The following is a 23,897-nucleotide window of genomic DNA, read 5'->3' on the forward strand; positions in this document are numbered from 1 at the left end:
GTCCGGTTCATCTGTATCCGCGCCTACGGCAGCTCCCCCAGGCGCAGCATGAGGGTGTCAGGGAAGCGTCGTCGTCCGACCTAACGAGCTGTCGTAGAACCGCTGCAGGTCGGCACGAAGCTTCTTCATCGACGGCGCATCGATGTACATCATGTGCCCCGCCTCGAAGTACCCCACCTGCACGTTGTTCTTTCTCACCTCGGGGCTCACCTTGAGATGCGACAGGGTGTACTCCACGCCCCAGTACGGGGTCGCCGTGTCGTAGTACCCCATCGCCACGTACATCTTCATCGCCGGATTCTTGTTGAACGCTTTCTCCAGCGAGGCCTTGACCTCGAGGTTGGCGGGCCGGTTCCAGGGGCCGATGCCGCCGCCGAGGATGTAGTAGATGTCGTCGTTGCGGTAGTTGAGTTCGCGGCGCATGAACTCGTTCAGCACCGGCGTGAACGAGTTGCGGATCGACGCCTCGCTCGGATCGAAGTCGTTGCGCTCGGCGGCCGCGTCCGAGGCGTGGCCGAGGAACCGGCCGTCGAGCCGCCCCACCATCACGCCCTTGTCCCGCAGGAGCTCGTGGTCGAACCGCGAGAGGTCGATGCGCAGGTCATTCTGATCCACGAACGCCTTGTCCAGCCCCGTGAGTCGGGAGTACTCGGCGACCACCTGCTGGCGCTCCGTCGCCGTGAGCCGATTGCCCTTGCGGAGCGCGATGAGGTACGGCCCGTCGGCGAACGCCTGGGCCTGTTCCACGACCTTCGCGACGGGCAGCGCCTGGAGGTCGGGCGCGAGTCGCTTGTGGTACCACGACACGGCGGCGTACGACGGGAAGAACGCGAGCGCGCGGCTGTCACCGTCCTGCTGCGCAAACGCCGTCGCCGAGATCATCATCACGCCGTTGAGCGCGATACCGTTGTCGATCAGCCAGCCCGAGAGGTGTGCGGCGCGCGTCGTGCCATAGCTTTCGCCGCCGATGAACTTGGGTGAACCCCAGCGCTCGTATTTCACGAGAAAGAGCCGGATGAACTCGCCCACCGAGCGGACGTCTTCGTCCACGCCCCAGAACTTCGGGCCATACTCGGGCCGCGTGGCCCGCGAGTAGCCCGTCCCCACGGGGTCGAGAAACACCAGGTCCGTCTGGTCGAGCAGCGTCGCCTGGTTGTCTTCGAATGTGTAGGGCGGCGGCGCGTTGCTGCCGTCGGCGTTGAGCTTGACCATCCGGGGCCCGAAGGCGCCCATGTGGAGCCACACCGTCGACGAGCCAGGGCCGCCGTTGAAGATGAACGAGATCGGCCGCCGTGAGGCGTTTTCGCCGTCCTTCGAATAGTAGACGTAGAAGATGTTGCCTTCGACGATGCCGGTACGATCGTCCTTGATCGGCATCATGCCGGTGCGGGCCGTGTAGCGCAGCGGCTGTCCGCGGAGCGTGATCGAGCCCTGCGTGACGACCGGCTCGGCACTTGGCGTCGCGCGGGTCGGCGTGGCGGCTTCGCGTGCGGAGGTGTCACGCGGGGGTGCCGCGGTACGGTTGGCCTGGGCGGCGATGGGCGGCGCCGCGAGCGTGGCGGCCGCGAGGGCGAGAAGCAGTCGGTTGGGCATGATGTCTGGCGGTAAGTCAGTCAGTCAACAAACGTGCAGACGTGACCGGATGTTGACGAGGGCCGCGACGTTCGAACTCGAGGAGCCAGGCGCTGAGGCGTGGCGACGATGGGCGCTGCCGGCGCCGGCGCGGAGCGTGGGGTCCACGAAGTCCACGACAACTCGCTGCACGGTGCAGCATACACGAACGTCAGCTTGATCGCATCGGCTGGCATATGACGCTGCGCACGTCCTCCACGTGGCCTCATCGGCGCCGGCGACGGACGGTTGGCACGCGAGGTGTGCTGGCCGCGGGTGCGCACCACGTGGCCAGTGCTCGGGCCGCGTCCTGGCTTGGACGGGCTCGTGCAGCGGGAGGGATGGCTCCGGCAGCGGGACGAGCCGGACTGTCGGTCCCCCCACTTATTTCCTGCAGCATGCAACGCCTCGGTGACCAGGTCGTGCTCAGTGCGACCGATCTCGCGAACTTTCTCTCGTGCCGTCACCGCACGGCCCTCGATCGCGCGGCGACGTTTGGGGAGCGCGCGTGGCCTCCTCGGTTCGAGGATCCGCTGCTTGACATCCTCATCGCGCGAGGCAAGGCGCACGAAGCCGCCTACGTCGCATCGCTGCAGTCGAAGGGGCAGCGCGTCGTGGACCTCAACCACATCCAGTTCCATGACCGCGACGCCCGCCTGGCGCAGACGACCGCCGCGATGCAAGCCGGCGCCGATGTCATCGTGCAGGCGGGCCTCGGAAACGATCGTTGGTACGGAATGGCCGACGTGCTGCAGCGGGTGGAGCGACCCAGCCGCCTCGGTGGCTGGTCGTACGAAATCGCCGACACCAAGCTCGCCCGCGAAACCAAGGCTGGGACCATCCTGCAACTCGGACTCTACTCCGAGTTGCTCGCCGACGCGCAGGGCCTGCAGCCCGAGCACTTTCGCGTGGTCACGCCCGACCCCTTGCACCCGGTCGAGACCTACCGCGTCAACGACTACGCCGCGTACTTCCGTGCCGTCCGAATCAGGGCGGAGGAAGCCGTCGCGCGGTCGGCAGACCTGGGTGCGACGCGTGGGTTGGGTGAACGTGCGAAAAGCGCGAGCCGTGCTGCGCCGTTCGCGACGTACCCCGAGCCCGTGGAACATTGCTTCGTTTGTCCCTGGCAGCAGACGTGCCGGGAGCAGTGGAGAGTCGATGACCATCTCACGCTCGTGGCCGGAATCTCGCGCAACCAGCGTCGCGAACTGGAGGCGCGGCAAGTCACGACCCTGACGGCGCTCGCCGCCCTCCCCACCCCGATTCCGTTTCGGCCCTCGCGGGGATCGCGCGCGGCGTACGAGCGCGTGCGCGATCAGGCCCTGGTTCAGCTGCAGTCGCGCGGTCGCTCCACACCACTGCATACCCTGCGGCCGCTCGAGGATGGGATGGGGCTCCATCGCCTTCCCGAGCCGTGTGAGGGTGATGTGTTCCTCGATCTCGAGGGTGATCCGTACGCGGTGGAGAAAGGTCGCGAGTACCTCTTTGGGTTCGTGACCGTCGATGGAGGGGCGCCGACGTACCACGCCGCCTGGGGCATGAACGACGCCGCGGAGCGCGCCGCGTTCGAGCAGGTGCTGGATGTGATCATGGAGCGCCGGCAGCGGTGGCCCGCGATGCATGTGTACCACTACGCACCGTACGAGCCCGCCGCGTTCAAGAAGCTCGCCGGTCGGTACGCCACACGGGAATCCGCACTCGACGCACTGCTCCGCGGTGAGTGCTTCGTCGACCTGTATGCGATCGTACGTCAGGCGATGTTGGTCGGCGTCGATCGCTACTCCATCAAGTCGCTGGAGCCGGTGTACGGTTTCACCCGCGACGTGGATCTCGCACGAGCGAACCGTGCCTTGCACACCGTGGAGGCGTGCCTCGAGCGTGGTTGCGTCGACGTGTTGCCGGTCGAGACACTGGATGCCGTGCGCAGGTACAATCGCGACGACTGCCTCTCCACGCTGCGACTGCGCGACTGGCTCGAAGGCGTGAGTGCGTCGGCCATCGCCGATGGTCTTCCAATCGTGCGCCCTCAGCCCGCGTCGCCGGAACCTCCACCCGCGGTGGACGAACGCGCGATGCGCGTGGAGGCGCTACGCGCCCGCTTGCTCGATGGGCTGCCGGCGGAAGGGCGCAACGATGCGCAGCAGGCCCGATGGCTGCTGGCGTACCTGCTCGACTGGCACCGGCGCGAAGACAAAGCGACCTGGTGGGAGTACTTCCGGCTCCGGAGTCTCCCCGATGAAGACCTCCTCGAGGAGCGACAGGCATTGAGTGGCCTGAGGTTCGCGGCTGACCTCGGCGCGGCGACCGGCAAGAGCGGGAAGCCGACGAAGAGCGTGATCCACCGGTATGAGTATCCGCCCCAGGACTCCGAGGTCGATCCCGGGGACGAGCTTCACTCCAGAGAATCGGCGTGGGGTGAGGTGATCGCGGTGGATCGCGATGCGGGCACCATCGACGTGAAGAAGGGCCCGCAGCGTGCCGGGCACCATGCCACGGCGGCGTTTGCGCACTCGCACGTGAAGCAGACCACCATGGAGGATGCTCTCTTCACCATCGGCGAGGCCATGGCGACCACCGGCGTGCTCCCGGCTGCAGGACGACACGCCGCGGCACACAGGCTCCTCGCCCGGCAGACCCGCAGTGCTCTCCCGGAAGGCGGCGCTCCGTGCGGGCCCGCGTCACGCCGCGCGGGAGCATCGGGCGCTCCCGCCGCGCCTAACGTCGATCCGGTCGAGGACGCCGTCGCGACGGCCGTGTCGCTCCACGACGAGGTGTTTGCCATCCAGGGGCCGCCCGGTGCCGGCAAGACCTTCACCGCGGCACGCATGATCGTGGCGCTGGTGCGCGCGGGCAAGCGCGTTGGCGTCACGGCAAACAGCCACCAGGTCATTCGCAAGGTCCTGGAGGACGTTCACAAGGCGCCCGGTGGTGAGCAGATCCGCATGGGCCACAAGGACCGGACCGACGCGGCGCCACCGCCGGCCTGGCTCGACGTCACCGACGATTACGCGGAGGCGCGCGACTGGCTCGAAACCGGCAGCGTCCGCGTGCTTGGCGGCACTTCGTTCCTGTGGGCGCGCGAGGAGTTCGAAGGGGCGGTCGACGTGCTCTTCATCGACGAGGCGGGTCAGCTGTCGCTCGCCAATGCCGTCGCCGTCTCACGCGGCGCGCGCGCCGTCGTGTTGCTGGGCGATCCGCAGCAACTCCGGCAACCTACACAGGGAAGCCATCCCGACGGCGTGGGTGTGTCGGCCCTCGAACACCTGCTCGGCGGCGAGGCGGTGATGCCTGCGAATCGGGGAATGTTCCTCCCGGAGACCCATCGCTTGCATCCCGAGCTGTGCGCCTTTACATCCGAGGTCTTCTACGAGAGCGCGCTGCGTTCGCGTCCCGGACTCGACGGGCAGCACCTGAACGGAACCCGGGGGCTCGATGGCAGCGGACTTGTCGTCGTGCCGGTGCGGCACTCCGGTAATCGGAACGCCGCCGACGAGGAAGTCGACGTCGTGGCCGATCTCGTGGCCCGGCTGACCCGGGAGGGTGCCACCTGGACCGACGGCACGGGCGCGGTACATCCGCTCACGACCGCCGGCGTGCTCGTCGTGTCGCCCTACAACGCGCAGGTCACCAGACTGCAGCAACGTCTCGATCCCCTCGGCGTTCACGTGGGGACGGTGGACAAGTTCCAGGGTCAGGAGCGGCCGGTGGTGATCTACTCGATGGCCACGTCGATTCCCGAGGACGCGCCGCGGGGCATGGAGTTTCTGTACAGTCCCAATCGGCTCAACGTGGCCACGTCGCGGGCGCGATGCCTGGCGATCCTGGTGGCGAGTCCCGCGCTGTTCGAGCCTGAGTGTACGAGTCCTCGGCAGATGAAGCTCGCGAATGCCCTGTGCCGGTTCCTTGAGCTGGCGCTGCTGGATCGCGACAACGGTGGACCGCGCGATCGATCAGGCTGATCGCGCGACAGTTGCGCACGATGCGCCGCGGTCAGGCCCTTCCGAGGAAGGCGTGCACCCAGAATGCGCCGGAATCCACTCCCTGCGCAACGCGTTCGTCGCCAGCGTTTCGAGCGCTGGCGCCGTCAGCGCTGTCGCGTCCCGCTTCGCGTTCCCGCGCCAGTCACCTGTCCTCGTCCTGCATGGCGAGAGCGATGGGGCCGCGTCCACGCTCGGTCGCCTCTGCCGGGTCGCGCCATGAGGCTGCTCGCGCGCGACAGGTCGAGGCGGCCGAGTGCGGTCCGGCTCGCGCCTTCAGGGCTATCGATCGGCGTCCAGCTCCATCGCGTCACGAACTGACGCTGGTGCGCTCGGCCGCATCTCATCGTCGAACGACATCGCCTTGCGCGCCATCACGTACACTTCCTTATGGCCCACGGTGCCCCACGAAGACCTGACACGCGAGCCAACGGCCGAGAGGGAGTCGACCAGTTCCTCCATGCCTTCCAGTCCTGCGACGTAGCGCAGGAACCGCTGTTCCCACCGTCGCACGTAGCTTGCGGCCGCGTCGTAGTCGCCGCGTTCGTTCATTTCGAGCGCGGTCGCGAGGATCCTTGCATGCCAGAGTCGGGCTGCGCGCTGCGCCAGCTCGCGGTTGCGCGCGACGGGTCCATCATGGGTGTTCACCCGCAACGTGGTCGCGCGCGCTCCCTGCTCCGCATCTTCCCAGCGCGCCGCCACGTCCAGCGTCGCAACACCGCGGGGAAGGCGCGGCCAGATGAGCGCTACCACTTGCACCCGGCGACCCGACCCGACGCGGGCGAAGCGTGCCCGCCCCGTGGTGCCCTCATCGACCACGTCACCTCCAAGCAGCGAAAACCGGTGCGCTGAGTGAGCCGTGACGTCGAGGTGCAGGTCGCGCACGGTGACCTGCCTCAAGGCGTTCAGCTCGCCGAGCACGATCTCCACGATCTCCTGAGGCTGCGACGCATGGTGGAAGGCGCCGCTCCCTCCGTCGGACAGCGCGGTGAGCTGAGCGGCCTGGTAGTCCTGGCCAATGCCGATGCTGATGGTCCGGATCCCGCGATGCGCGATCGCGCGAGCGTGGTGTCGCATCTGCGCCGGATCCTGCAGCCCGTGGTTGCCCATGCCATCGGAGAGCACCACGACCCACGAGTCCTGCTCGCGGGGGTCGGTGCCAAGCGCCACCAGTTCGGCGGCCCGCGCATAGCCATCGAAGAGGGCGGTAGAACCACCGGGTTCGATGGCGCCCAGACGGGGTCGTAGCTCACGACGCACACGCGCATTGACCGGCGTGCTCGGGCAGACGTCGGTCACGCTGCTGTCGAACGCCGTGGCGGCGAACTGTTCGCCATCCTTCAGGGCATCGAGCACGCCGGTGGCCGCGTGGCGCGCAGCCCCAAGCTTGGCTCCGGCCATCGACCCCGAACGATCGATCGCGAGTCCGAGGCTCAGCGGCAGGTTCGGCGATTGTTCGCTGGACGTCGGCGCCTGGAAGGTGAACTCCACCGCCAGTGGAACGCCCCGAATTGCCTGGTTGGCTTCGAGGGCGCACCCCAGCCCGGTCGGCGTGTCGATCCCGTCTTCAATCCGCGTCATCGTCATCTCTCCTGGTGGTAAATGGCCTGCTGCAGCAGCTGGCCGATGGTTTCGAGGAGCTGGACTTCGTCTGGCGTCAGGGGGCCGCGCGCGGCGATCTCGATGTCCCGATTCGCCGTCACGCGGTGCCATATCTCCGAGCGCGCGGCGTTGACCCGCGGGGCTGAGGTGCTGCCACTGCCGAGGTACTGTTCGAGTGCGGCGCGCAGCCTCCGCAGGGCGAGCGCCGGGCCTGCGCGATGTGCTTCGCGCAGATCCACCTGGACCGTTGGTTCCGGTCGACCCCGGTTGAGCAGCACGCGTGACGGTGTCGCGCGTTGCACCGAGGCGAGGTACTGCAACGCGTCGATGTTCTGCGCGGCGCGTGCCGGCGGCGCCGACTGCCGTGACGCCATGAGCGGCGGTGGATACTCGTGGTCGGCGACCGAAGTGTGGATGGTGGCATCGACCTGTCCGTCGTCGACCAGAGCGAACGGCACCGACCCCTCGGCGATGCTCCGCAGCAGACCCTGATCGGCGAGCCGATCGATCATGGCGCGGAGTTGCTCGTTGGTCGTCCCCGGCGGCGCGTCGGCGCGGAGGCGTCTCCAGGCGCGCAGCCGCTCGACGTGTCCGGTGCCATAGGTGGCCCCGCGACCACGCGAGGACGGCGCGGGGATGACGCCCAGGCGCACCAGTTCGCGAATCTGGCGCGGGGGCACGCCGGAGAGCTGCTCCAGCTGGTCGAGGGTATGGCGGTCGGTGTGGTTCATGTGGCAACGATATAAGTCGACATGGCACGAAACAAGTAGCCATGTCGATTTGCGCCAGATCCGCGAAAACGGACGGCCTCCACGGAACCACCAGTTCGAGCGCGAATGCTCGCTTCCTCCGCGACTAGCGCCTTCACCACGCGCAGAGGCGGCCAGCGCCTGAGGCTGTCAGAGGGCCAGTGCACCTTCCCGACGTCACGCGAGTGCCTCGGGAGGTGGTGATGCGTGCATTCCTCGATCGAGCGACCAACTGGACCAGCTTCGTCGCCTTCCTGCTCGGCCTCTGGCTGGGCTACCTCGGCGCCGTCTACGACGCGCGGGACTGCCAGCGCCGCCACCTGCAACACGCCACCGTGACCTGCGCGCGGTGGATGCAGGGCCCTTAGCCCGCTGTCGGACCCCAAGGCAAGATTCCTGAAATGGCCAAGCTCCAGCGCTGGATCGACCTCGTCGCCGAACTCCTGTCCCGCCGCCTTCCGGCCTCCTTCGAGGACCTGGCGCGAGGGGTACCGGAATATCAGGAAAAGCTCCGCCTGGCCGAGCGCCTCGACGAACGCAAGCGCCGCACGGCGCTCGACTCGATCAAGCGCACGTTCGAACGCGACAAGGACGAGCTGCGACGCCTCGGGATCCCGCTGCAATCGGTGGCCGACGACGATGGCGTGGAGTCGCGCTACCTGCTCCGCCCAACGGACTTCTACCTGCCGTACCTGTGCCTGGCGATGCCCGGACGGCGAGCCACGCCGCGGCGGAACGACCGCTGGGGGTACGCCGCGCTCGCCACCCTGACGTTCACCCCGGATGAACTGCAAGCCGTGGTCGAAGGCGTGGCCATCGTGCGCGCCTCGGGCGACCCGGTGCTGGTCAGCACCGCAGCAGCCGCGGTCCGCAAGCTGGCGATCGACCTGCCAGTGGACGTCGCGCAACCCGATGGCGAGGCGCACCACCTGCCCGTGCGCACCCGCGCCGACGCTACCACCTTCGCGCGCCTCGGCGACGCGGTCCAGCGGCGCAAGGTCGTGCGGTTCACCTACCGCCACCTCGCGTCCGGCGAAGTCGCCGAGCGCGAACTCGCACCGTTCGGGCTGTTCTTCGTCAATGGGCACTGGTACGTCACGGGCCACGATCGCCAGCGCGACGCACGCCGCACGTTTCGCGTCAGCCGCATGGCCGACGTCATGGCACCCAACGACAAGCTGCCGGGTGCGGACTTCGTGGTGCCGGACGGCTTTGACGTGCGCGACCTGGCCCGCGCTCGTCAGGCGTGGGAGCTGGGCGACGCCGAAGACGAAGTGGCCGTGGTCGAGTTCCTGGACGAGTCCGGGCCGCCCATGGCCGCCCGCGCGCTCGGTGAACCGGTCGACGGCGCGCCAGCGCAGCGCCGGTTCCGCGTGCGCCGGCGAGATGCGTTCGTCCGCTGGATCCTCTCCTTCGCCGGCTCGGTCGTGCCGCGTTCACCGGCGATCCTGGTCGACGATGTCCTCGACACCGTGCGCGCGACGCGTGCGCTCTACCATCGCGCGCCCACCAACACCGAGCCGTCAAAGCCGGCCCCGCCCACGCTCCCGGGCGACACCTGGAACGCCGCCACCGCCGCCGGCCAGCTCTCACGCATCCTGCATGCGATCCCGCACCTCACCGCGGGGACCACCACACTTCCCCGGCTCGCCGCCGCGCTCGGAACGGAGGTGGAGACACTGCGACGCGACCTGCATTCGCTCGGCGATCGCTACGACGTTCCCGGGGGCTTCATCGAGGGCGTTCGTCTCTTCCTTTCTGCGGATCGGGTCAGCGCCGAGACCAATCACTTCCGTCGCCCGATGCGCCTGACGATCCCGGAACTCTGCGCCCTCGAGCTTGGGCTCGCGGTGCTGCAATCACGCCGCCCGCCGGACGAGCGCGCGCCCGTCATCGCGGCACGCGAGCGGCTCCGCGATGTCATCATGAAGCTGCCCAACGAGCCCATGCCGGGTATGCTGCCGGACCTCGCCGTGGCCCCCGACGCACCGGCGCCCGCACTCGACGTACTGCGCGCGAGCATCGGCGCACGACGAAAGGTGCAGATCCGCTACCGTCGCTCCGGAAGCACCACGGCACGGGATCGCACCGTGCATCCCTACGGCCTCGTGCACGCGAGCGGCATGCTGTATGTCGTCGCGTGGTGCGAGGCCGAGCACGACGTTCGCGTGTTTCGGCTCGATCGCATCGAGTCGATCGAGGGGCTGCGTGAAACGTTCAGCCGCGACGACGGCATTGAGCTGGACGGTCTGCTGTCGTCGCATCGCGCACTGCTCGAGGACGCCCCTCACGCGACGATGCGCGTGCGCTATTCGCCGCAGGTCGCGCGGTGGATCGCCGAGCGCGAGGGCCGTGAAGTGGAGCCGGATGGCTCGCTCGTCCTCGATCATCCTCTCGCCGACGTGGCGTGGGGGCTGCGCCACGTGCTGCAATACGGGGCGGAAGCCGAGGTACTCTCGCCGGCTTCGATGCGCGACGCAGTGCGGCAGCGGCTGGACGAGTGGGCGAGCCGCGGAGGGACAGAAGCGGCGACCACGGAGGGCACCGGTGACGTCGGCGGGCTTCGGGCGCACTGAATCCGGATCGATCGGCAGGGCCGATGTCAGCGATCCGGGTCGAGACGCCTTGCCTCCGTCCTTGAAGGGCCGTTAGCCTGACAGGACAGCCGTGGCGCGTCAGGCGGGCGATCACCTTTGCGGGAGGGGCTCACTAGTGCTTGCGACCCAGGTGCGGCAGAAGGACAGCGTCTACTACTTCGTGGCCTATCCGGCCGAAGATCTCCTCGCGAAGGTCCGGTTCATCAGCCGGTTCTATGGGGATGGCGAGCAGATCGCCCCGGACAAGCCACCGGCGCACGAAGACGAGATCGCGTCCTTCATCTCACGCGTCGAGCGCTCGGACGCTGCGTTCCAGCGCCAGATGTCCAAGTCCAAGGTGAGCGCGATCCGCAACTTCTACGAGACGGCGGAGAGCCAGCCCCCGATCCCCGCCGCGATCCTGCTCTTCACCCACGAGCGGCTCGCGTTCGATCGCCTGGGTCAGTACGAAAACGTCGGCAACCTGCAGGAGCCATCCGGCAAGTTTCTCGTGATCGACGGCCAGCACCGGCTCGCGGCGCTCCAGTTCTACCTGCATTCGCACCCGAGGGAAGCGGCCTCGATCCACGTGCCCTGCGTGATCTTCGACGGCAAGCAGGAGAACTTTGCCGCCGAGATGTTCGTGATCATCAACTCGACGCCGACGCGCATCAACAAGAGTCACCTCGTCGATCTCTACGAGCGTGTGTCGTATGTGTCGGCCGACAAGAAGTTTGCCGCGCGCGTGGTCGACATGCTCTACAGCGCCGACGACAGCCCCCTGCAGTACCGGATCAACCGGCTCGGCGGGCGCAGCCAGCAGCAGAAGTGGATCCTGCAGGCCGAGCTGTTCAACGAGATCCACCGCTGGGTGGCGTCGGACTGGAAGCGCATCGAGCGCACGGGCACGGATCGCAAGCACGCCGAGCGGTTCTATGGCGTGGTGCGCGACTTCTTCAAGGCGGCGGAGAAGGCGTGGGGCGAGGCCTGGGGGAGCAGCGACCACTTCGTGACGTCGTCGGTCACGCTGAAGGCGATGCTTCGCGTCTGTGCCGACCTTGCGGCCACCGACGCGGAGCCCGCGCTCGATCGCGTGGCGCGGTGGACGCGACGCCTCGCGCCCTGGGGTGAGCTCGCGCGGGCCTTCCGCACCGAAGGCTTTTACGAGCGTTTTCCCGCCAAGGGACAGGTGGAACGCGTGGTGCGCATCGAGAAGGAACTGGCGCGCGCCGCGCGGATCGAGGCACCCCCAAAGACACGCAGCAGGAAGTAGGCCCGGCTGGAGGCGCCCGCCACGAGGGCGGGGCGCCTCACGCGGCGTGGGATGCCTGCGCTGAGCGGACTTCCCGCAGGCCGTACTGGATGAACGACAGGATCCCGGCCCAGGCCACGAACCCGATCAGCAGGTACTTGCCGAAGAACGGCACCTGCACCGGCATGTTGTTCACCATGTGCAGCGCGACGACCAGGCCAAAGACGCGGAGGAAGCGCGGATCGGTCAGCATGTCGAAGCGGAGGGGAGCGTCACCGCGCACGCGCCACAGTGCGGCGCCGACCAGTCCGGTCCAGAGCGAATGATCGCCGAGCAGGTTGAGCCACCCGCGTCGCGTGATGATCTGGAACATCCCCTCCTGGCCCCCGCGCAGGAATCCCTGGACGAAGACGTAGCCCATGGTCTCGAAGATCGAGAACCCGGTGCCCACCGCTGCGCCGATGAGGAGGCCGTTGAGCGTCCAGCGATAGCGCAGGTTGCGGGCAACGAGCAGCAGCGCCACGAGCTTGGCCGATTCCTCCACGATGCCCGCCGACATGGCGCCGAGCCATGACGAGAGGTTCGATACACGAAAGCCGAAGAGTGCGGCGAGCAGCGAGAGGACCCCGCCGAACACGAGCCACTTGAGCAGGAAGAGGAGCGAGACGTTCCGCGGGACGTTCATCTCGTAGAAGAAGATCAGGATCGTCAGCGGAAACGCGAGCGACCCGACTACCATGATGCCGGGCAGGAAGTACGTATTGCCAAACTCGCGAAAGCCGTAGGCCAGCAGAAAGTACGCCGCCACGCTAAGCAGGAAGATGCGCGCGAAGGCCCACGGCCTCGGCCAGTCGGTCCCGACCGTCATGAGGTCGGGCGTGGTCGCCGGCGTGCCGGAGACGAAATACGCCTCGATCTCCTCGTCGGAGCGCTTCGTGAACACGTCGGAGAAGAGGTCGCCGGCGCTGAATCCCTGGATGCGCTCGAGCCCCGCCGCCGCCGACACCCGCGCACTCCACTTCGAGAAGAACCCGGACTCCGGTGGCAACTCGCCGCGCGCGTTGGTGAGGCGCCAGAGCGATCGACCCACGCGCAGCTGCTGCCCGCGACCAAGGGTGGCCTCGCCGTGCACCTGCACACCGTCGATGAACACCATCGCGCCGCTCACGCCCTCCACCGACAACATTCCACGCTCGGCCGCAATCACCGCGTGCCGGGCCGCGACGTCGGGATCGTCGCTCAGGATGTTGTTGGTTGGCGCGCTGCCGATCGAGAGGACGCTGCCCGCGAGTGCCACGCGCTTGCCCGCGTCCGGGCCGGAGAAACAGGAGAGGTACAGCGCCGGCGGCGGCGCGGCGCCGGTCGCACCCACATGCGACGTGTTCGGTCCGTCGTGACTCATTGGCACCCGCACGCGGCTCAGACTGCCAGCGAACCTACGGACGCCCGTCCTGGCTCGCCAGCCCTCGCAGGACTTCCAGCAGGCGTACCATCGCCCACGTATCGCGCTTGCAGTACTCCAGCAGGTCATGCCGCACGTGATCACGCTCGGCGGCCGGGATTCGATCGGCGACGAACAGAAGGCGCGCAATCTCGACGCTCGCCACGCGACCGTCGACGATCACCAGATCGCTGTACGACAGCTCCGGGACGAGCGCCGGCAACACGTGCTTGAGGCTGAACGACCCGAGAAACCGCGGATGGTACACATGGTCCCGAACGATCGGCAGCAGGTCAACGAGCTTGCCCTCGAGGGCCGTCAGTTCGCCCGCCAGTGAGGGAACCGTCTCGCGCAGGGCCCTGATGCGCGTCTTCTCGAAGGACGAATACGTGACGACCTTCGCCGCGCCGCGGGTGGCCTCGACGAGCCGCTGGGCGACCAGCGGCCGTGCGTCCTCGGGGCCTTCGGCGAGGTGCTCCTGGTGGCGGTACCCGCCGCCAGGCTGAGACTCATGGTAGCTGAACTGCGCCGCCGCCATGCCCCACGGTGCCATCGCGTCCCACACCGGGACTGCGCGCGCAATCGTCTCGAAGTCGAGGAAGCCGATGGGCTCGGCGTCGAGCACGCGAAGCGCGGCGCCGAGCGTCGACTCCACGATGCGCTCGCCACTCGCCATGGACCGGAGCTGCCGGCGCGCCGTGAATGACAGCCGCTCGGTCGGTGGCAGCTGGTCGATGCGATGGATCCCCTGCGCCATGTATTGCGCCGCGCGCTTGGGACCCACGAGGTACAGGTTGGAGATGTGGCGCTCGTCCTCCGGCCAGCAGCGCGAGGCAAAGACGCACTCCCACGGTTCGGTGCAGTGCAACCCGATCGGGACGTCGGGCAGCGCGCCCTCGAGCACGACGAGTTGTCGCTGGATCTCGTCAGGCACGCGCGGCTGCCACACGCGCACTTCGTCGGTGACCGACGTCGATGCAAACAGGTCGTTGGTGGCCGGGTGGCGGAACTCGCTGTTCAGGTGCATCACCTCGATACGGGAGACCGGCAACCCGCTCTGCGTGAGTACGTGCGCCTGCACGGCGAGATCCACGATGTGCTCGTCCTTGCGGCGCGTCGACGACTTCACCTCGATCAGCCGCCACCCCTCCGGTTCGCGCACGATCACGTCGCAAGCGACAAAGGTGCCTTCGAAGAGAAACGACGCCTCGAAGATCACCGTCGCGCCGGCCGCGATCACCTCGGCGGTCTGGCGCACGCGTTCCGCACGCGAACGCTGATGCGGGATGAGCACGCCGCCGGGGAATCGCTCGCGCGCCAGCGCACCGACCAGATTGCCCTGGTCGAACAGATCCTGCAGCACACGGTCGGGCTGCAGCTCAACGGCACCAGGCTCGTGCCGCCGCCACCAGAGCAGGCGATGGCACTGGGCACCGGCGATGAACTCGGACTTGGTGAGCACGGTACGTGGGCTGGTGGACAGGAGAGCGCGCGTGACAATGCCGCCCAACCCCGCTCAACGCCAGCGCACATTCCCCGACCCGCTCACCGGTGTGACGTCATCCTCGCGCATCGAGATGCCACGACGTGTGGACCCAGCGACCGTTGTGCTTCACAAACACCTCGGTGGCGAGTCCCCGCTGTGTTGCCCGCGTGCCCCCGTTCTCCATCGCCAGCGCATAGTGCGAAAACATCACCACCACGTCACCAAATCGATGAACCGTCGTGGAGTCGAAGGTCACCGACAGGAGCCGGCCACCACTCGCCTTGTAACCGGCCGCGCCAGCCAGCGACTGCGGGAGGGACTGCCAGTGCGGCTCATCGGGTGAGATCGCGACGAGTTCCGGGCCGAGGACTCGGCGGAGAGCCAGCGTGTCTCCGGCGAACCAGTTGACCCAGACGTCCTTTCGCAGTTGGTCCAGCGCCTTCAGTTCGTCGGCGGGAAGCGTCGTGGCAACGCGCGGTGCACTCTGTGCGGCTGCGGGCGCGGCCAGGGCGAGCGTGGCAAGCAGGATGGCGACGGTGCGCATGGTGGTTTGGTCTGGAGGAACCGGAAACCTGATCCCGGCCTGGCGGCCCGGCTTGCGGATTCTTGTGGAGTTCAGACACCGGCGCGCCCCTGGGGGCTGCCGCGGTCGGGGAGAAGCGGACACGGGGCGAGGAGTTCCCCCCACGCGCCAATCACTGGGCATCACACGTACGGCCGCGTTCGGTTTCAGGCGGCGATTGGTTAGCTTTCAGGCGCTGCCGATCACTTGCCGAGCGCCGACGCGCCGCACGCAGCACTGCACGGCCCCCCTTACCAGACCAACGTTCCCATGCCCGCTAGAAAGCGCACGCCTGCCAGCAAGGACAAGGATACGAAAGCCACGGCCAGCAAGGAGACGAAGGCAGTGGCTGCGAAGCCCGCTGACGCGATCGTGACGACCCCAAAGAAGGCTGCGGCCGCACCGAAGGCAAAGCGCGCTGCCGCCGCGAAGCCCGTCGTTGCCGACGCGGCGCCGGTGATCGCGGTGCCCGTGGTCGCCGAGAAGGCAGCGGCCCCGGCGAGCCCGGTCGTCGACATGCCGGCCAAGCGTCGCCCTACCGAAGACGAGATCCGTCGAAAGGCCTTCTCGCTCTCGCAGCACCGTCGCGGGCCTGGTGATCCGGTCGCGGACTGGCTCGAGGCCGAGCGACTGCTGACGCACTCCAGTTAGTCGACCGCGCGGATCTACGGCGGGATGACGCACGGTGCGTCGTCCCGCCGTTCTGTTTGATCCCGCGCTGATTCGTGGCATGACGGGCGCCGGAGGGATCGAGGGACTGTCACCGGCCGACGTTCGCGAGGGTGGCGCCTTTGGGCGTCGACGGGGCACTTTCATCGGCCGACGATCCCCTCAGCCTCGCCGCGCCATGCATCGTCCACTCCGCTGTCTCGTTCTCGTGTCCGCGTTGGCCACACCGAACGTCATTCGCGCCCAGCACATCATCGGACCGGTCGACGCACGCGCACGGTCGGTCGACAGCGTGTTTGCCGCCTTCGATCGCACCAACTCCCCGGGATGTGCACTCGGTGTCTATCAGGACGGGAAGCTGGTGTATGGTCGTGGCTACGGGATGGCCAGCCTCGAACACGGCGTGGCCCTGTCGCCTCGATCGGTGCTCGACGTCGGGTCGATCTCCAAGCAGTTCACGGCCATGGCCATCCTCCTGCTGCAGAAGGACGGGAAGCTGTCCATCGACGACCCGATCCGGAAATACATCCCCGAGATGCCGGCGTACGCGGACCGCGTCACGATCCGACGCGCATTGAGCCAAACGAGCGGATTGCGCGATCTCTACGTGATGATGGGGCAGACCGGACGAACGTTCGCCGGAGATACGCTCGACGCACTGCGCGTGATCACCCGCTCGGCGGAGACGAACTACGAACCGGGCGCGCGCTACCTGTACACCAACTCGGGGTGGATCCTCGCCGCGCAGATCGTCTATCGGCTCACCGGCAAGACGCTCGCCCAGTTCGCCGACGAGCGCATCTTCAAGCCGTTAGGCATGCTTGACACGTGATACCACGATGACGTGACGACGATCATCGCGAACGGCGCCGAGGGCTATGCGCCGCGCCCCGGCGGCGGGTTCCGGGTCGCGCGTTCGACGTACGATGGCGCCATCGTCGGCGCGGGCGCGGTCCACACGAGCGTCGAGGACTTCGGCCGCTGGCTCGACAACTACGACCGCGCCACCATTGGCGGGCGCGAGATCCTCGCGACCATGACGACGGCCACCGCGCTCAGCGACGGGTCGCCCGCGACCTCGGGCGCCAACTCGGCGTACGCGGTCGGCCTGAGCGTCGGCACGCTGCGCGGGCTTCGCGTCGTCTCGCACGGGGGGAGCTGGGCCGGCTATCGCGGACACTTCCTGCGGTTCCCCGACCAGCGCTCCGCCGTGGCGACGTTCTGCAATCTCACGACGTCGGGCCCCGATTCCCTCGCGCGCAAGGTGGCCGGCATCTACCTCGGCAGCCAGATGCAGCCCGACAGCGCGCTCCTCTGGACGACCGCGCTCGCGCAGATGCCGACCCGTGCGCTGCCTGGCGGCATGCGCGCCTACGCGGGCGTGTGGCGGAACGTCGAGCGCGGCGAGGTGCGCCGCACGCGTCTCTCCGGGGACACGCTCTTCTCCGTCGCCGGTGAACGCACCCGAATGGAGCCGCTGGGCGGCGATCGTTTTCGCGCCGGTCCGGGCACCGAAATCGTGTTCGACGGCGATGCCACCGGCCCCAAACGCATGATCGTCCGGACGGCGACCGAAGCAACGACGTACACGCGGGCCGACAGCGTGTCGCTGCCCGCGGCTGCGCTCGCGGAATACACCGGCGACTACCGAAGCGAGGAAGTCGAGGCCACGCACACCTGGCGCGTGGAACGCGGCCAGCTCGTCATGTACACCAACAACCGGCGACAGGGCGTGCTGGAACCAGCGTTCCGCGATGGGTTCACGCGCGCCGGCACGGTCATCGAGATGCAGCGTGATGCGCGCGGGCGTATCACGGGGTTCGTGGTGGAAGCCGGCCGCGTCAGGCACCTCCGCTTCACGCGACAGTGATCGGAGCCGGCTCGACGGCGGCGCTGCGCAGCGTGCGCGGGGACCGCCGCCGTCGGATCGCCGTCCCCGTCAGTCGTTGCGTAGCGAAACCATCGGGTCCACGCCGCTTGCCCGGCGCGCTGGCAGGTAGCTCGCCGCGACCCCGATGAGCACCATCACCGCCGCCATCGTGGCGAACACCAGGGGATCGACGGCGCTGATCCCGTAGAGCAGGGCCTGCATCAGGTGTGTTGAGGACGCCGCCGCGCCGAGGCCGATGGCGACGCCGACGAGTACGACCCGCACGCCCTGCGACACGACCTGACGTCGCACGGCCTTCGCGGTGGCGCCGAGCGCCATGCGAACGCCGATTTCCCGCGTGCGCTCGGCCACCACGTATGACAGCACGCCGTAAAGTCCGATCGCGCCGAGCAGCAGAGCCAGCGCCGACACCACGCCCAGCGTGAGCATCGTGAAGGAGAGCTCGATCATCGAACGGCGAGCGAGATAGTCCAGGGTGTATTCCCGGTAGACGGGTGCCTCCGGCGCCACGGAGTGCACGATGGCACGCACCTCCTCACGAAGCGCCTCGGCGCGCGACGACTTCACCACGTACGCCGGCGAGGACATGGACCAACTGGAATCGGACGATCCGATCAGGCCGAAATAGACGTTCACGTCACCGGCACCGCGCCAGTCTTCCTGCTTCACATCGTCGACGACCCCCACGACCGTGAACCATGACTGCCTTCGGTCAAACTCCGGCCTCAGGCGTTGACCGATGGCGTCGCGACCAGGCCAGAGCTTCAGGGCCGCTGACCGGCTGACCACGACGTTGCTGTGTGGAACCTGGAGCTCATCGCGCGTGAACACACGACCCTGCAGCAACTCGACGCCGACGGCCGTGAAGTAGTCGCCTCCGCTGAAGTTGGCCTTGATCAGCGGGCCCTCCACCTCGGCGCCGTCTCGCTCGATCTGGACACGGGCGCTCGGCGTCGACTCGTCGAGTGGCAGGTTGTTCACGGCGCCGACGGCGCTCACACCCGGCAGGGCTCGCAGGCGGTCCATCACGTTCGAGTGCAGTTCGCCCCAGCGGCGCGCAGGTCCATCGTTGAGCGCCGGCTGGTCCGGCGCAAACTGGAAGGTGTACAGGTTCGCCGTCTGGTAGCCCGGATCCACACGTCGCAGCCGGTCAAAGCTCTGCATCAGAAGCGCCGAGCCGATGAGCAGGACGAGCGCGAGGGCGGTCTGGCCGATGACGAGCAGGTCGCGGCCCCAGCGACGACCGCCGGTCGCCCCGCGACCACCGTCGCGCAATCGTCGCAGGTCCGGCGCGGAAGCGCGCAACGCGGGTACGAGGCCACAGGTCAACGCGACGAGCATCGCCACGCCGAGCGTGGTGATGATCGCCCACGCATCGATGCCCGTCACAGCGAGCCGCGGGATGCCTTCGGGCGCCGCATGCAGGAAAAGCGGGAGCGACACGCGGCTGATGACGATGGCCAGGACTCCACCAGCCATGGCCACGAGCGCCGATTCGGCCAGTTGAAGTCTGACGAGCCTCGAACGCGTGGCGCCAATCGCCCGTCGCAGCGCCATGTCGCGCGCGCGCCCCTCGGCACGCACGAGGAAGAGGTTCGCCACGTTCGCACAGGCGATCAGCAGCACGACAGACACGGAACCCAGGAGCAGCCAGAGCGAGGTGCGCACGGCAGGTCCGACCATGCGGTCGAGAACCGGCTCCACGAAGGCTCGATGGTTCTGTACGATGCGGCCAAACGCCGGGGTGCCGCCAAAGCGCTCCGGGACTTCGCGGGCGATGCGCGTCAGTTCATTGGCGAGCTGGCCGGGTGTGACGCCGGCTTTGAGCCGCGCAAACACCGGCCGGTCGAACCGGCCGAGCCGGATGTCCTCGGAACGCACTTCGCCCGAGATCCACAGCATCGTGTTGTCGGACGGGAACCGGAAGTCCGGGGGCATGATCCCGATGACCTGCTTCATGCTGTCCGAGACAAAGAACGACTTGCCGATGACCGACGAATCGCGTCCGAACCAGCTGCTCCAGAGCTGATCGCTGATCAATACGGCCGCATCGCCGTCTTCCGGAACCGGGAGCCGGCCGATCGCGGGCCGCACGCCGAGCGTGGAGTACATGTCGTTGGACGGCCACGCCATCTCGATGCGCTCCACGCGGTCGCCGGTCCTGAACGTGGAGGAACCCCGCTGGCCCGTGAAGATGCCGTCGATCAGCGCCGATCGCTCCTTGTACTGCAGGTAGAACTCCGCACCGGGGTCGAACCGCTCCGGCAAGTCCGAGCCCGGCGACACACCGGACACCGAGACGAGGCGGTCGGGTGCCGGAAACGGCAGCGGTTCGAACAACACGGCCTTCACCACACTGGACATCCCGGTGACGGCGCCCATGGCGAGGGCCAGCGTGCCAACCGTCGTCAGGAGGAACACGGGGTGGCGCCGGAGCGCGCGCCACGCGTGCCGCACATCACGCCCCGCGTCCTGCAGCCACGAGAACCGCTGCGCCTGGTAGAAGCGATCTTCGGCAACACCGATGTTGCCGAACGCACGTCGTGCGGCGCGTTCAGCGTCGGGCGGCGACATGCCCCGGCGCCGCAATCGTTCGGCCTCCAGCGCGAGGTGCGAGCGAATCTCGTCCTCGAAGTCGTCCTGGGATCGGCGTCCGAACATCAGGCCTTCTCCGGCGTGGGGCCCGGTTCCATGACGCGGGCGATGGAGTCGACGAGACGGTTCCAGCGAGAGGTCTCGAGCGCAAACCGGCGGCGCCCGCTCGCCGTGAGCGAATAGAAGCGCGCGCGTCGATTGTTCTCCGACGTGCCCCAGTCGCCCTTGATCCATCCGCGCTGCTCGAGGCGCTGCAGCGCGGGGTACAGCGATCCATGATCGACGATGAGCGTCTCGCCCGATCGCGCGAGGATCGCGATGGTGATGCCGTGACCGTGGTGCGGCCCCAGCTCGAGGATCCTGAGGATGAGGAGGTCGAGCGTTCCCTGGAGCAGGGAATCGCGTTCGTTGGCGTCGCTGCGTGTCGGCATTCTACCGGTGTCGTTCTCTAGTAGGCTTTCTACCTGAGAGGATTCACCGTGTTGGGTAGAATGTCAACCAGGCGATGCCGCGGGACTCGAGGAGTCGAACGCGATCGATGATCCCTGCGGCCCGCGGGTGACGCCGCCGCTATCGTCCGCGCCGGGCCACGTCGGCTTCCGCGGCAATGAAGCCGAACGCTGCCCAGTAGTTGCTCGCCAGCACGCGATCGAGGATCGCATTCCCCTTCGCGCTGTCGCCGTTGGTCAGGTACCAGTTGGCGACGCCGTAGCCCTGCGTCACGAACTGCAGCTCGTCGGCGCTGGCGGGGTCGAGCAGCGAATCCACGGAGAACTGGCCCTTGTAGAGCAGCAGTCGGCGGTAGTACGCGGTGTTCTCGATGATGTCCATGCGCGGCGTGATGCTCGCCAGCAGCGTCTTTGCTTCGCCGTCGCGGCCGAGCTTGCGCAGGGTCATGTACGTCCAGTCGCTCACGGCGACTCGCGTGTCATCGTTGGTGGCGAGCTTCATGGCTTCCTGCCACGCGGCGAGCGACTTCGCGTAATCGGCCTTGAGGTAATATGCGAGCGCAAGATGATACCAGATGTTGCCCTGCTGCGTGCTGGTAGGGATGTTGCGCGCATTGGGCGCGCCGTCGGGTTCGGTCGAGTCGGGCACGCCCTTCACGAGTTCCGCGGCCTTTTCCAGGTCGCCGATGGCCTTGTCGAACTCACGCACGGTGATGTAGCGATGGCCGCGATGGCGATAGAGCCGCGCGTCGCCGGGGTGGCGCGCGATGCCGTCGCTGAACGTGCGGATCGCATCCTGGTAGCGCTCCACGTAGGCCAGCCGGCGGCCGTACCAGATGATCGAGTCGGCGTTGTCCGGTGCCCGATCGAACGAGGCCCTGGCGATCGCGAGGTTGCTGTCGAGGCGCGCCCGGGTATCGCTCGGCATGGTGCGTGGAAAGAGCGGTGCACCGCGCAGTGACGTGGCTTCGGGGGCCGGCGCGGCGACCGCCGAGGTGTCGGCCTTCTCGGCTGGGGCCGCACAGGCAGCGCACGCGAGGGCGAGCGCGAGAAAGCGAGAGCGGGCAATACGCATGGCGACAACGTTGCAGGAGGGGACGGAGAAAGTGCGTGACGGCGCGACGTGGGGTAAGGTCCGCAGCCCTTCACGACGTGAGGCCGTCGGCCGCGGCGATTCGGGCGCGGACCCGGGGCGCGGGCTACCGGCGCCCGGTCAGTCGTTCGAGCCGGGCACGGTAGGACGCGCGCTCGGCGGGCGAGGTCGTCGCGAGGTCCGACAGTTCGAGCGAGTCTCGCCGCCAGGCGAAGAGCTCCTCACCACCGCCGAAGTTGCGGATGTAGTGTCGTTCGTCGTCGATCAGGGTGGTGAGGTCGCCCCGCGCGGTGGGGAAGCTCGCGTCCACGTTAGGCGCGCGGCTGACGTGCGCCAGCACCGGGCTCAGGCGCGTGGTGTCTCCCTCCCAGGCGGCGCGCAGCGACGTGCCGGGGACGACCGAACCGGGCAGCGCGGCCAGGTCGGCGATCGTGGCGGCGAGGTCCCGCAGCGAGATGGGCCATGGGACGCGAACGCCGGCCGGCACGCGCGCCGGGTATCGCACGACGAGCGGCACGTGCAGCACGTTGCGGTAGAGATTGTTCGCGTGCCCCGACAGGCCGTGCTCGTTGAACAGCTCACCGTGGTCCGACGTCACGATCACCACGGTGTTGTCGAGCACGCCGCGTGCACCGAGCTCCGTGAAGAGGCGATCGAGGTTGGCGTCGATCCAGGAGATCGCGGTGTGATAGCGCCCGGCCCTGGGCGACTCGATGCGCGGGAACCCGGGCGGCGCGTAGTACCCGAGGTGGGCATCGAAGTAGTTGAGCATCGCAAAGAACGGGCGGTCGCCATGCGCGCGCTGCCAGTCGAGGAAGGCCCCGGTCACACTTCCGGCGCGCCGTTCGTCTCCGTGGTGCTTGGGGTCGATCGAGAGATCGAGCGTGCGAACAGCCTTGAACAGATCCGAGAGTTCGTCGGCGTTCATCACGCGACGCACCGCCGCGGTCTGTGTATACGACGTGCTGTGGATGAGCTGCGGCCAGCTCACCAGGTAGTCCTCGAAGTGCGTGAACCCTCGCGCCAGTCCCGAGTCGAACGCCGTGTAGTCGTGATTCGCGACGATGGCGGCCGTGTGATACCCGCGGGCGCGAAAGGCCTCGGTGATCACTGGTGTCTTGCCGTCGAGTGGCACGGTCCAGTCAGCCGTCAGCTCGAACGGCCAGCGACCGGTGAGGTAGCTGGCGTGCGAGGGCAGCGTCCACGGTGCCGGCGCGTAGGCCTGATCAAAGGTGACGCCGCCGGTCGCCAGCGCGGACAGGTGAGGCGAGGTGGGGTACGGAAACCCGTAGAGCGAAAGGCTCGCCGCGCGCACGGTGTCGAGGATGATCAGCAGAACGTTCGGCGCTCCCGCCGGCGCGGCGGGGAGCGCTGCCGTCACGCGGCGTTCCCCCGCTCGCCGTGCCAGCGGCTGAAGCACCGCGATCGCCCCGATCAGGGCCAGGTTGGTCAGCACCACCCACGGAGTCACGCGCCGCCACCAGGGCGCGTAGCGCTGCACCATGCGCCACACCTGAACGGCGACACCGAAGGCAAGGATCAGGGCCGCCAGCCGCCCGACCTCGGGGTACGGAAGCAGCAGCCCAAACACGCCAAGCAACGCGACCCAGCCGGCGGCGACTTCGACCCGCGCGATCCGCGGTGCGAGCATCGCCACCACGAGTACGGGCACCGACACCGCGAGGAAGAACAGCGTGTAGGCGATCGGCGACATCCAGATGAACTCGCGGCTGTACCACGTGAAGTGGCCCAGGCCCTGACGTTCCACCGCAAGCTCGATCGTGTGCAACCAGCCCGTCCATGGCCCCGCGACGAGCGCCGCGGCCAGGAGCCTGGATACGGCGCTGCCGCGCGCGGATCGCGCCGCGCTACCGGATGCAGGGCCTGTGATGGAAGGGTCCGACATGCCGATCCAAACTCGACGCTGCGAGCCGCGCATGTCAA

17 protein-coding genes are annotated in these 23,897 nt (G+C 68.0%); 7 read left to right on the forward strand and 10 right to left on the reverse strand.

Features of this window, described 5'->3' with window-relative positions:
* Window positions 1–57 precede the first annotated feature (57 nt).
* The gene (locus IT361_05820; GenBank protein MCC6317193.1) at window positions 58–1,593 is read right to left on the reverse strand and encodes a peptidase S10; all 1,536 of its coding nucleotides are present in this window, start codon (window positions 1,591–1,593) and stop codon (window positions 58–60) included.
* 416 nt (window positions 1,594–2,009) lie between these two features.
* On the opposite strand from IT361_05820, the gene IT361_05825 reads away from it, so the two are divergent.
* Entirely contained in the window at window positions 2,010–5,570 is a 3,561-nt protein-coding gene (locus IT361_05825) for a TM0106 family RecB-like putative nuclease (protein ID MCC6317194.1), read from the forward strand.
* A gap of 300 nt (window positions 5,571–5,870) precedes the next feature.
* Here the strand turns inward: IT361_05825 and IT361_05830 are convergent, their stop codons facing one another.
* Together IT361_05830 and IT361_05835 are read right to left on the reverse strand one after the other, a co-directional pair.
* Window positions 5,871–7,169: a VWA domain-containing protein gene (locus IT361_05830; protein ID MCC6317195.1), complete on the reverse strand. Its 1,299-nt coding sequence runs from the start codon at window positions 7,167–7,169 to the stop codon at window positions 5,871–5,873.
* 2 nt (window positions 7,170–7,171) lie between these two features.
* Window positions 7,172–7,921: a MerR family transcriptional regulator gene (locus tag IT361_05835; GenBank protein MCC6317196.1), complete on the reverse strand. Its 750-nt coding sequence runs from the start codon at window positions 7,919–7,921 to the stop codon at window positions 7,172–7,174.
* A 221-nt stretch (window positions 7,922–8,142) separates the two neighbouring features.
* Here IT361_05835 and IT361_05840 point away from each other — a divergent pair, with 221 nt between their 5' ends.
* The 3 genes from IT361_05840 (at window position 8,143) to IT361_05850 (ending at window position 11,788) form a co-directional block, all read left to right on the forward strand.
* The gene (locus IT361_05840) at window positions 8,143–8,307 is read left to right on the forward strand and encodes a hypothetical protein (protein ID MCC6317197.1); all 165 of its coding nucleotides are present in this window, start codon (window positions 8,143–8,145) and stop codon (window positions 8,305–8,307) included.
* Window positions 8,308–8,340: 33 nt separating this feature from the next.
* Window positions 8,341–10,515 (forward strand): WYL domain-containing protein, encoded by a 2,175-nt coding sequence (locus IT361_05845; protein ID MCC6317198.1) that lies wholly within the window; start codon window positions 8,341–8,343, stop codon window positions 10,513–10,515.
* Between the two features lie 136 nt (window positions 10,516–10,651).
* Window positions 10,652–11,788, forward strand: a complete 1,137-nt coding sequence (locus IT361_05850) for a DGQHR domain-containing protein (GenBank protein MCC6317199.1) — start codon at window positions 10,652–10,654, stop codon at window positions 11,786–11,788.
* Window positions 11,789–11,825: 37 nt separating this feature from the next.
* On the opposite strand, the gene IT361_05855 is transcribed toward IT361_05850, so the two are convergent.
* The 3 genes from IT361_05855 to IT361_05865 form a co-directional block, all read right to left on the reverse strand.
* Entirely contained in the window at window positions 11,826–13,169 is a 1,344-nt protein-coding gene (locus tag IT361_05855; protein ID MCC6317200.1) for a PrsW family intramembrane metalloprotease, read from the reverse strand.
* Between the two features lie 34 nt (window positions 13,170–13,203).
* Entirely contained in the window at window positions 13,204–14,670 is a 1,467-nt protein-coding gene (locus IT361_05860; GenBank protein MCC6317201.1) for a DUF2779 domain-containing protein, read from the reverse strand.
* 97 nt (window positions 14,671–14,767) lie between these two features.
* Entirely contained in the window at window positions 14,768–15,238 is a 471-nt protein-coding gene (locus IT361_05865; GenBank protein ID MCC6317202.1) for a nuclear transport factor 2 family protein, read from the reverse strand.
* Between the two features lie 288 nt (window positions 15,239–15,526).
* Between IT361_05865 and IT361_05870 the strand changes: the two genes are divergently transcribed.
* From IT361_05870 to IT361_05880, 3 genes are all read left to right on the forward strand, one after another.
* The gene (locus IT361_05870; protein ID MCC6317203.1) at window positions 15,527–15,907 is read left to right on the forward strand and encodes a hypothetical protein; all 381 of its coding nucleotides are present in this window, start codon (window positions 15,527–15,529) and stop codon (window positions 15,905–15,907) included.
* A gap of 196 nt (window positions 15,908–16,103) precedes the next feature.
* Window positions 16,104–16,757, forward strand: coding sequence for a serine hydrolase (locus tag IT361_05875; GenBank protein ID MCC6317204.1), 654 nt, complete (start codon window positions 16,104–16,106; stop codon window positions 16,755–16,757).
* Between the two features lie 12 nt (window positions 16,758–16,769).
* Window positions 16,770–17,795, forward strand: coding sequence for a hypothetical protein (locus tag IT361_05880; GenBank protein MCC6317205.1), 1,026 nt, complete (start codon window positions 16,770–16,772; stop codon window positions 17,793–17,795).
* A gap of 69 nt (window positions 17,796–17,864) precedes the next feature.
* Here IT361_05880 and IT361_05885 read toward each other — a convergent pair whose 3' ends face one another.
* The 4 genes from IT361_05885 to IT361_05900 form a co-directional block, all read right to left on the reverse strand.
* A complete protein-coding gene (locus tag IT361_05885) occupies window positions 17,865–20,477 on the reverse strand; it encodes an ABC transporter permease (GenBank protein ID MCC6317206.1) in 2,613 nt (870 codons plus the stop codon).
* Entirely contained in the window at window positions 20,477–20,842 is a 366-nt protein-coding gene (locus IT361_05890; GenBank protein MCC6317207.1) for a PadR family transcriptional regulator, read from the reverse strand. Before IT361_05890 ends, IT361_05885 begins: the two co-directional genes overlap by 1 nt.
* Before the next feature lie 139 nt (window positions 20,843–20,981).
* Window positions 20,982–21,935, reverse strand: a complete 954-nt coding sequence (locus IT361_05895) for a hypothetical protein (protein MCC6317208.1) — start codon at window positions 21,933–21,935, stop codon at window positions 20,982–20,984.
* Window positions 21,936–22,059: 124 nt separating this feature from the next.
* On the reverse strand, window positions 22,060–23,859 hold the full coding sequence (locus IT361_05900) for a sulfatase-like hydrolase/transferase (GenBank protein MCC6317209.1): 1,800 nt from the start codon (window positions 23,857–23,859) through the stop codon (window positions 22,060–22,062).
* Window positions 23,860–23,897: the final 38 nt, after the last annotated feature.

The sequence above is a fragment of the Gemmatimonadaceae bacterium genome (assembly GCA_020846935.1).
Taxonomy (GTDB): domain Bacteria; phylum Gemmatimonadota; class Gemmatimonadetes; order Gemmatimonadales; family Gemmatimonadaceae; genus RBC101.

What these genes read in the sequence shown, in the direction of transcription:
- IT361_05830 (MCC6317195.1), bottom strand. Translation starts at nt 7,169, where the DNA reads ATGACGCGGATTGAAGACGGGATCGACACGCCGACCGGGCTGGGGTGC.
- IT361_05885 (MCC6317206.1), bottom strand. Translation starts at nt 20,477, where the DNA reads ATGTTCGGACGCCGATCCCAGGACGACTTCGAGGACGAGATTCGCTCG.
- IT361_05900 (MCC6317209.1), bottom strand. Translation starts at nt 23,859, where the DNA reads ATGTCGGACCCTTCCATCACAGGCCCTGCATCCGGTAGCGCGGCGCGA.
- IT361_05840 (MCC6317197.1), top strand. Translation starts at nt 8,143, where the DNA reads ATGCGTGCATTCCTCGATCGAGCGACCAACTGGACCAGCTTCGTCGCC.
- IT361_05865 (MCC6317202.1), bottom strand. Translation starts at nt 15,238, where the DNA reads ATGCGCACCGTCGCCATCCTGCTTGCCACGCTCGCCCTGGCCGCGCCC.
- IT361_05820 (MCC6317193.1), bottom strand. Translation starts at nt 1,593, where the DNA reads ATGCCCAACCGACTGCTTCTCGCCCTCGCGGCCGCCACGCTCGCGGCG.
- IT361_05890 (MCC6317207.1), bottom strand. Translation starts at nt 20,842, where the DNA reads ATGCCGACACGCAGCGACGCCAACGAACGCGATTCCCTGCTCCAGGGA.
- IT361_05835 (MCC6317196.1), bottom strand. Translation starts at nt 7,921, where the DNA reads ATGAACCACACCGACCGCCATACCCTCGACCAGCTGGAGCAGCTCTCC.
- IT361_05895 (MCC6317208.1), bottom strand. Translation starts at nt 21,935, where the DNA reads ATGCGTATTGCCCGCTCTCGCTTTCTCGCGCTCGCCCTCGCGTGCGCT.
- IT361_05825 (MCC6317194.1), top strand. Translation starts at nt 2,010, where the DNA reads ATGCAACGCCTCGGTGACCAGGTCGTGCTCAGTGCGACCGATCTCGCG.
- IT361_05870 (MCC6317203.1), top strand. Translation starts at nt 15,527, where the DNA reads ATGCCCGCTAGAAAGCGCACGCCTGCCAGCAAGGACAAGGATACGAAA.
- IT361_05875 (MCC6317204.1), top strand. Translation starts at nt 16,104, where the DNA reads ATGCATCGTCCACTCCGCTGTCTCGTTCTCGTGTCCGCGTTGGCCACA.
- IT361_05855 (MCC6317200.1), bottom strand. Translation starts at nt 13,169, where the DNA reads ATGAGTCACGACGGACCGAACACGTCGCATGTGGGTGCGACCGGCGCC.
- IT361_05845 (MCC6317198.1), top strand. Translation starts at nt 8,341, where the DNA reads ATGGCCAAGCTCCAGCGCTGGATCGACCTCGTCGCCGAACTCCTGTCC.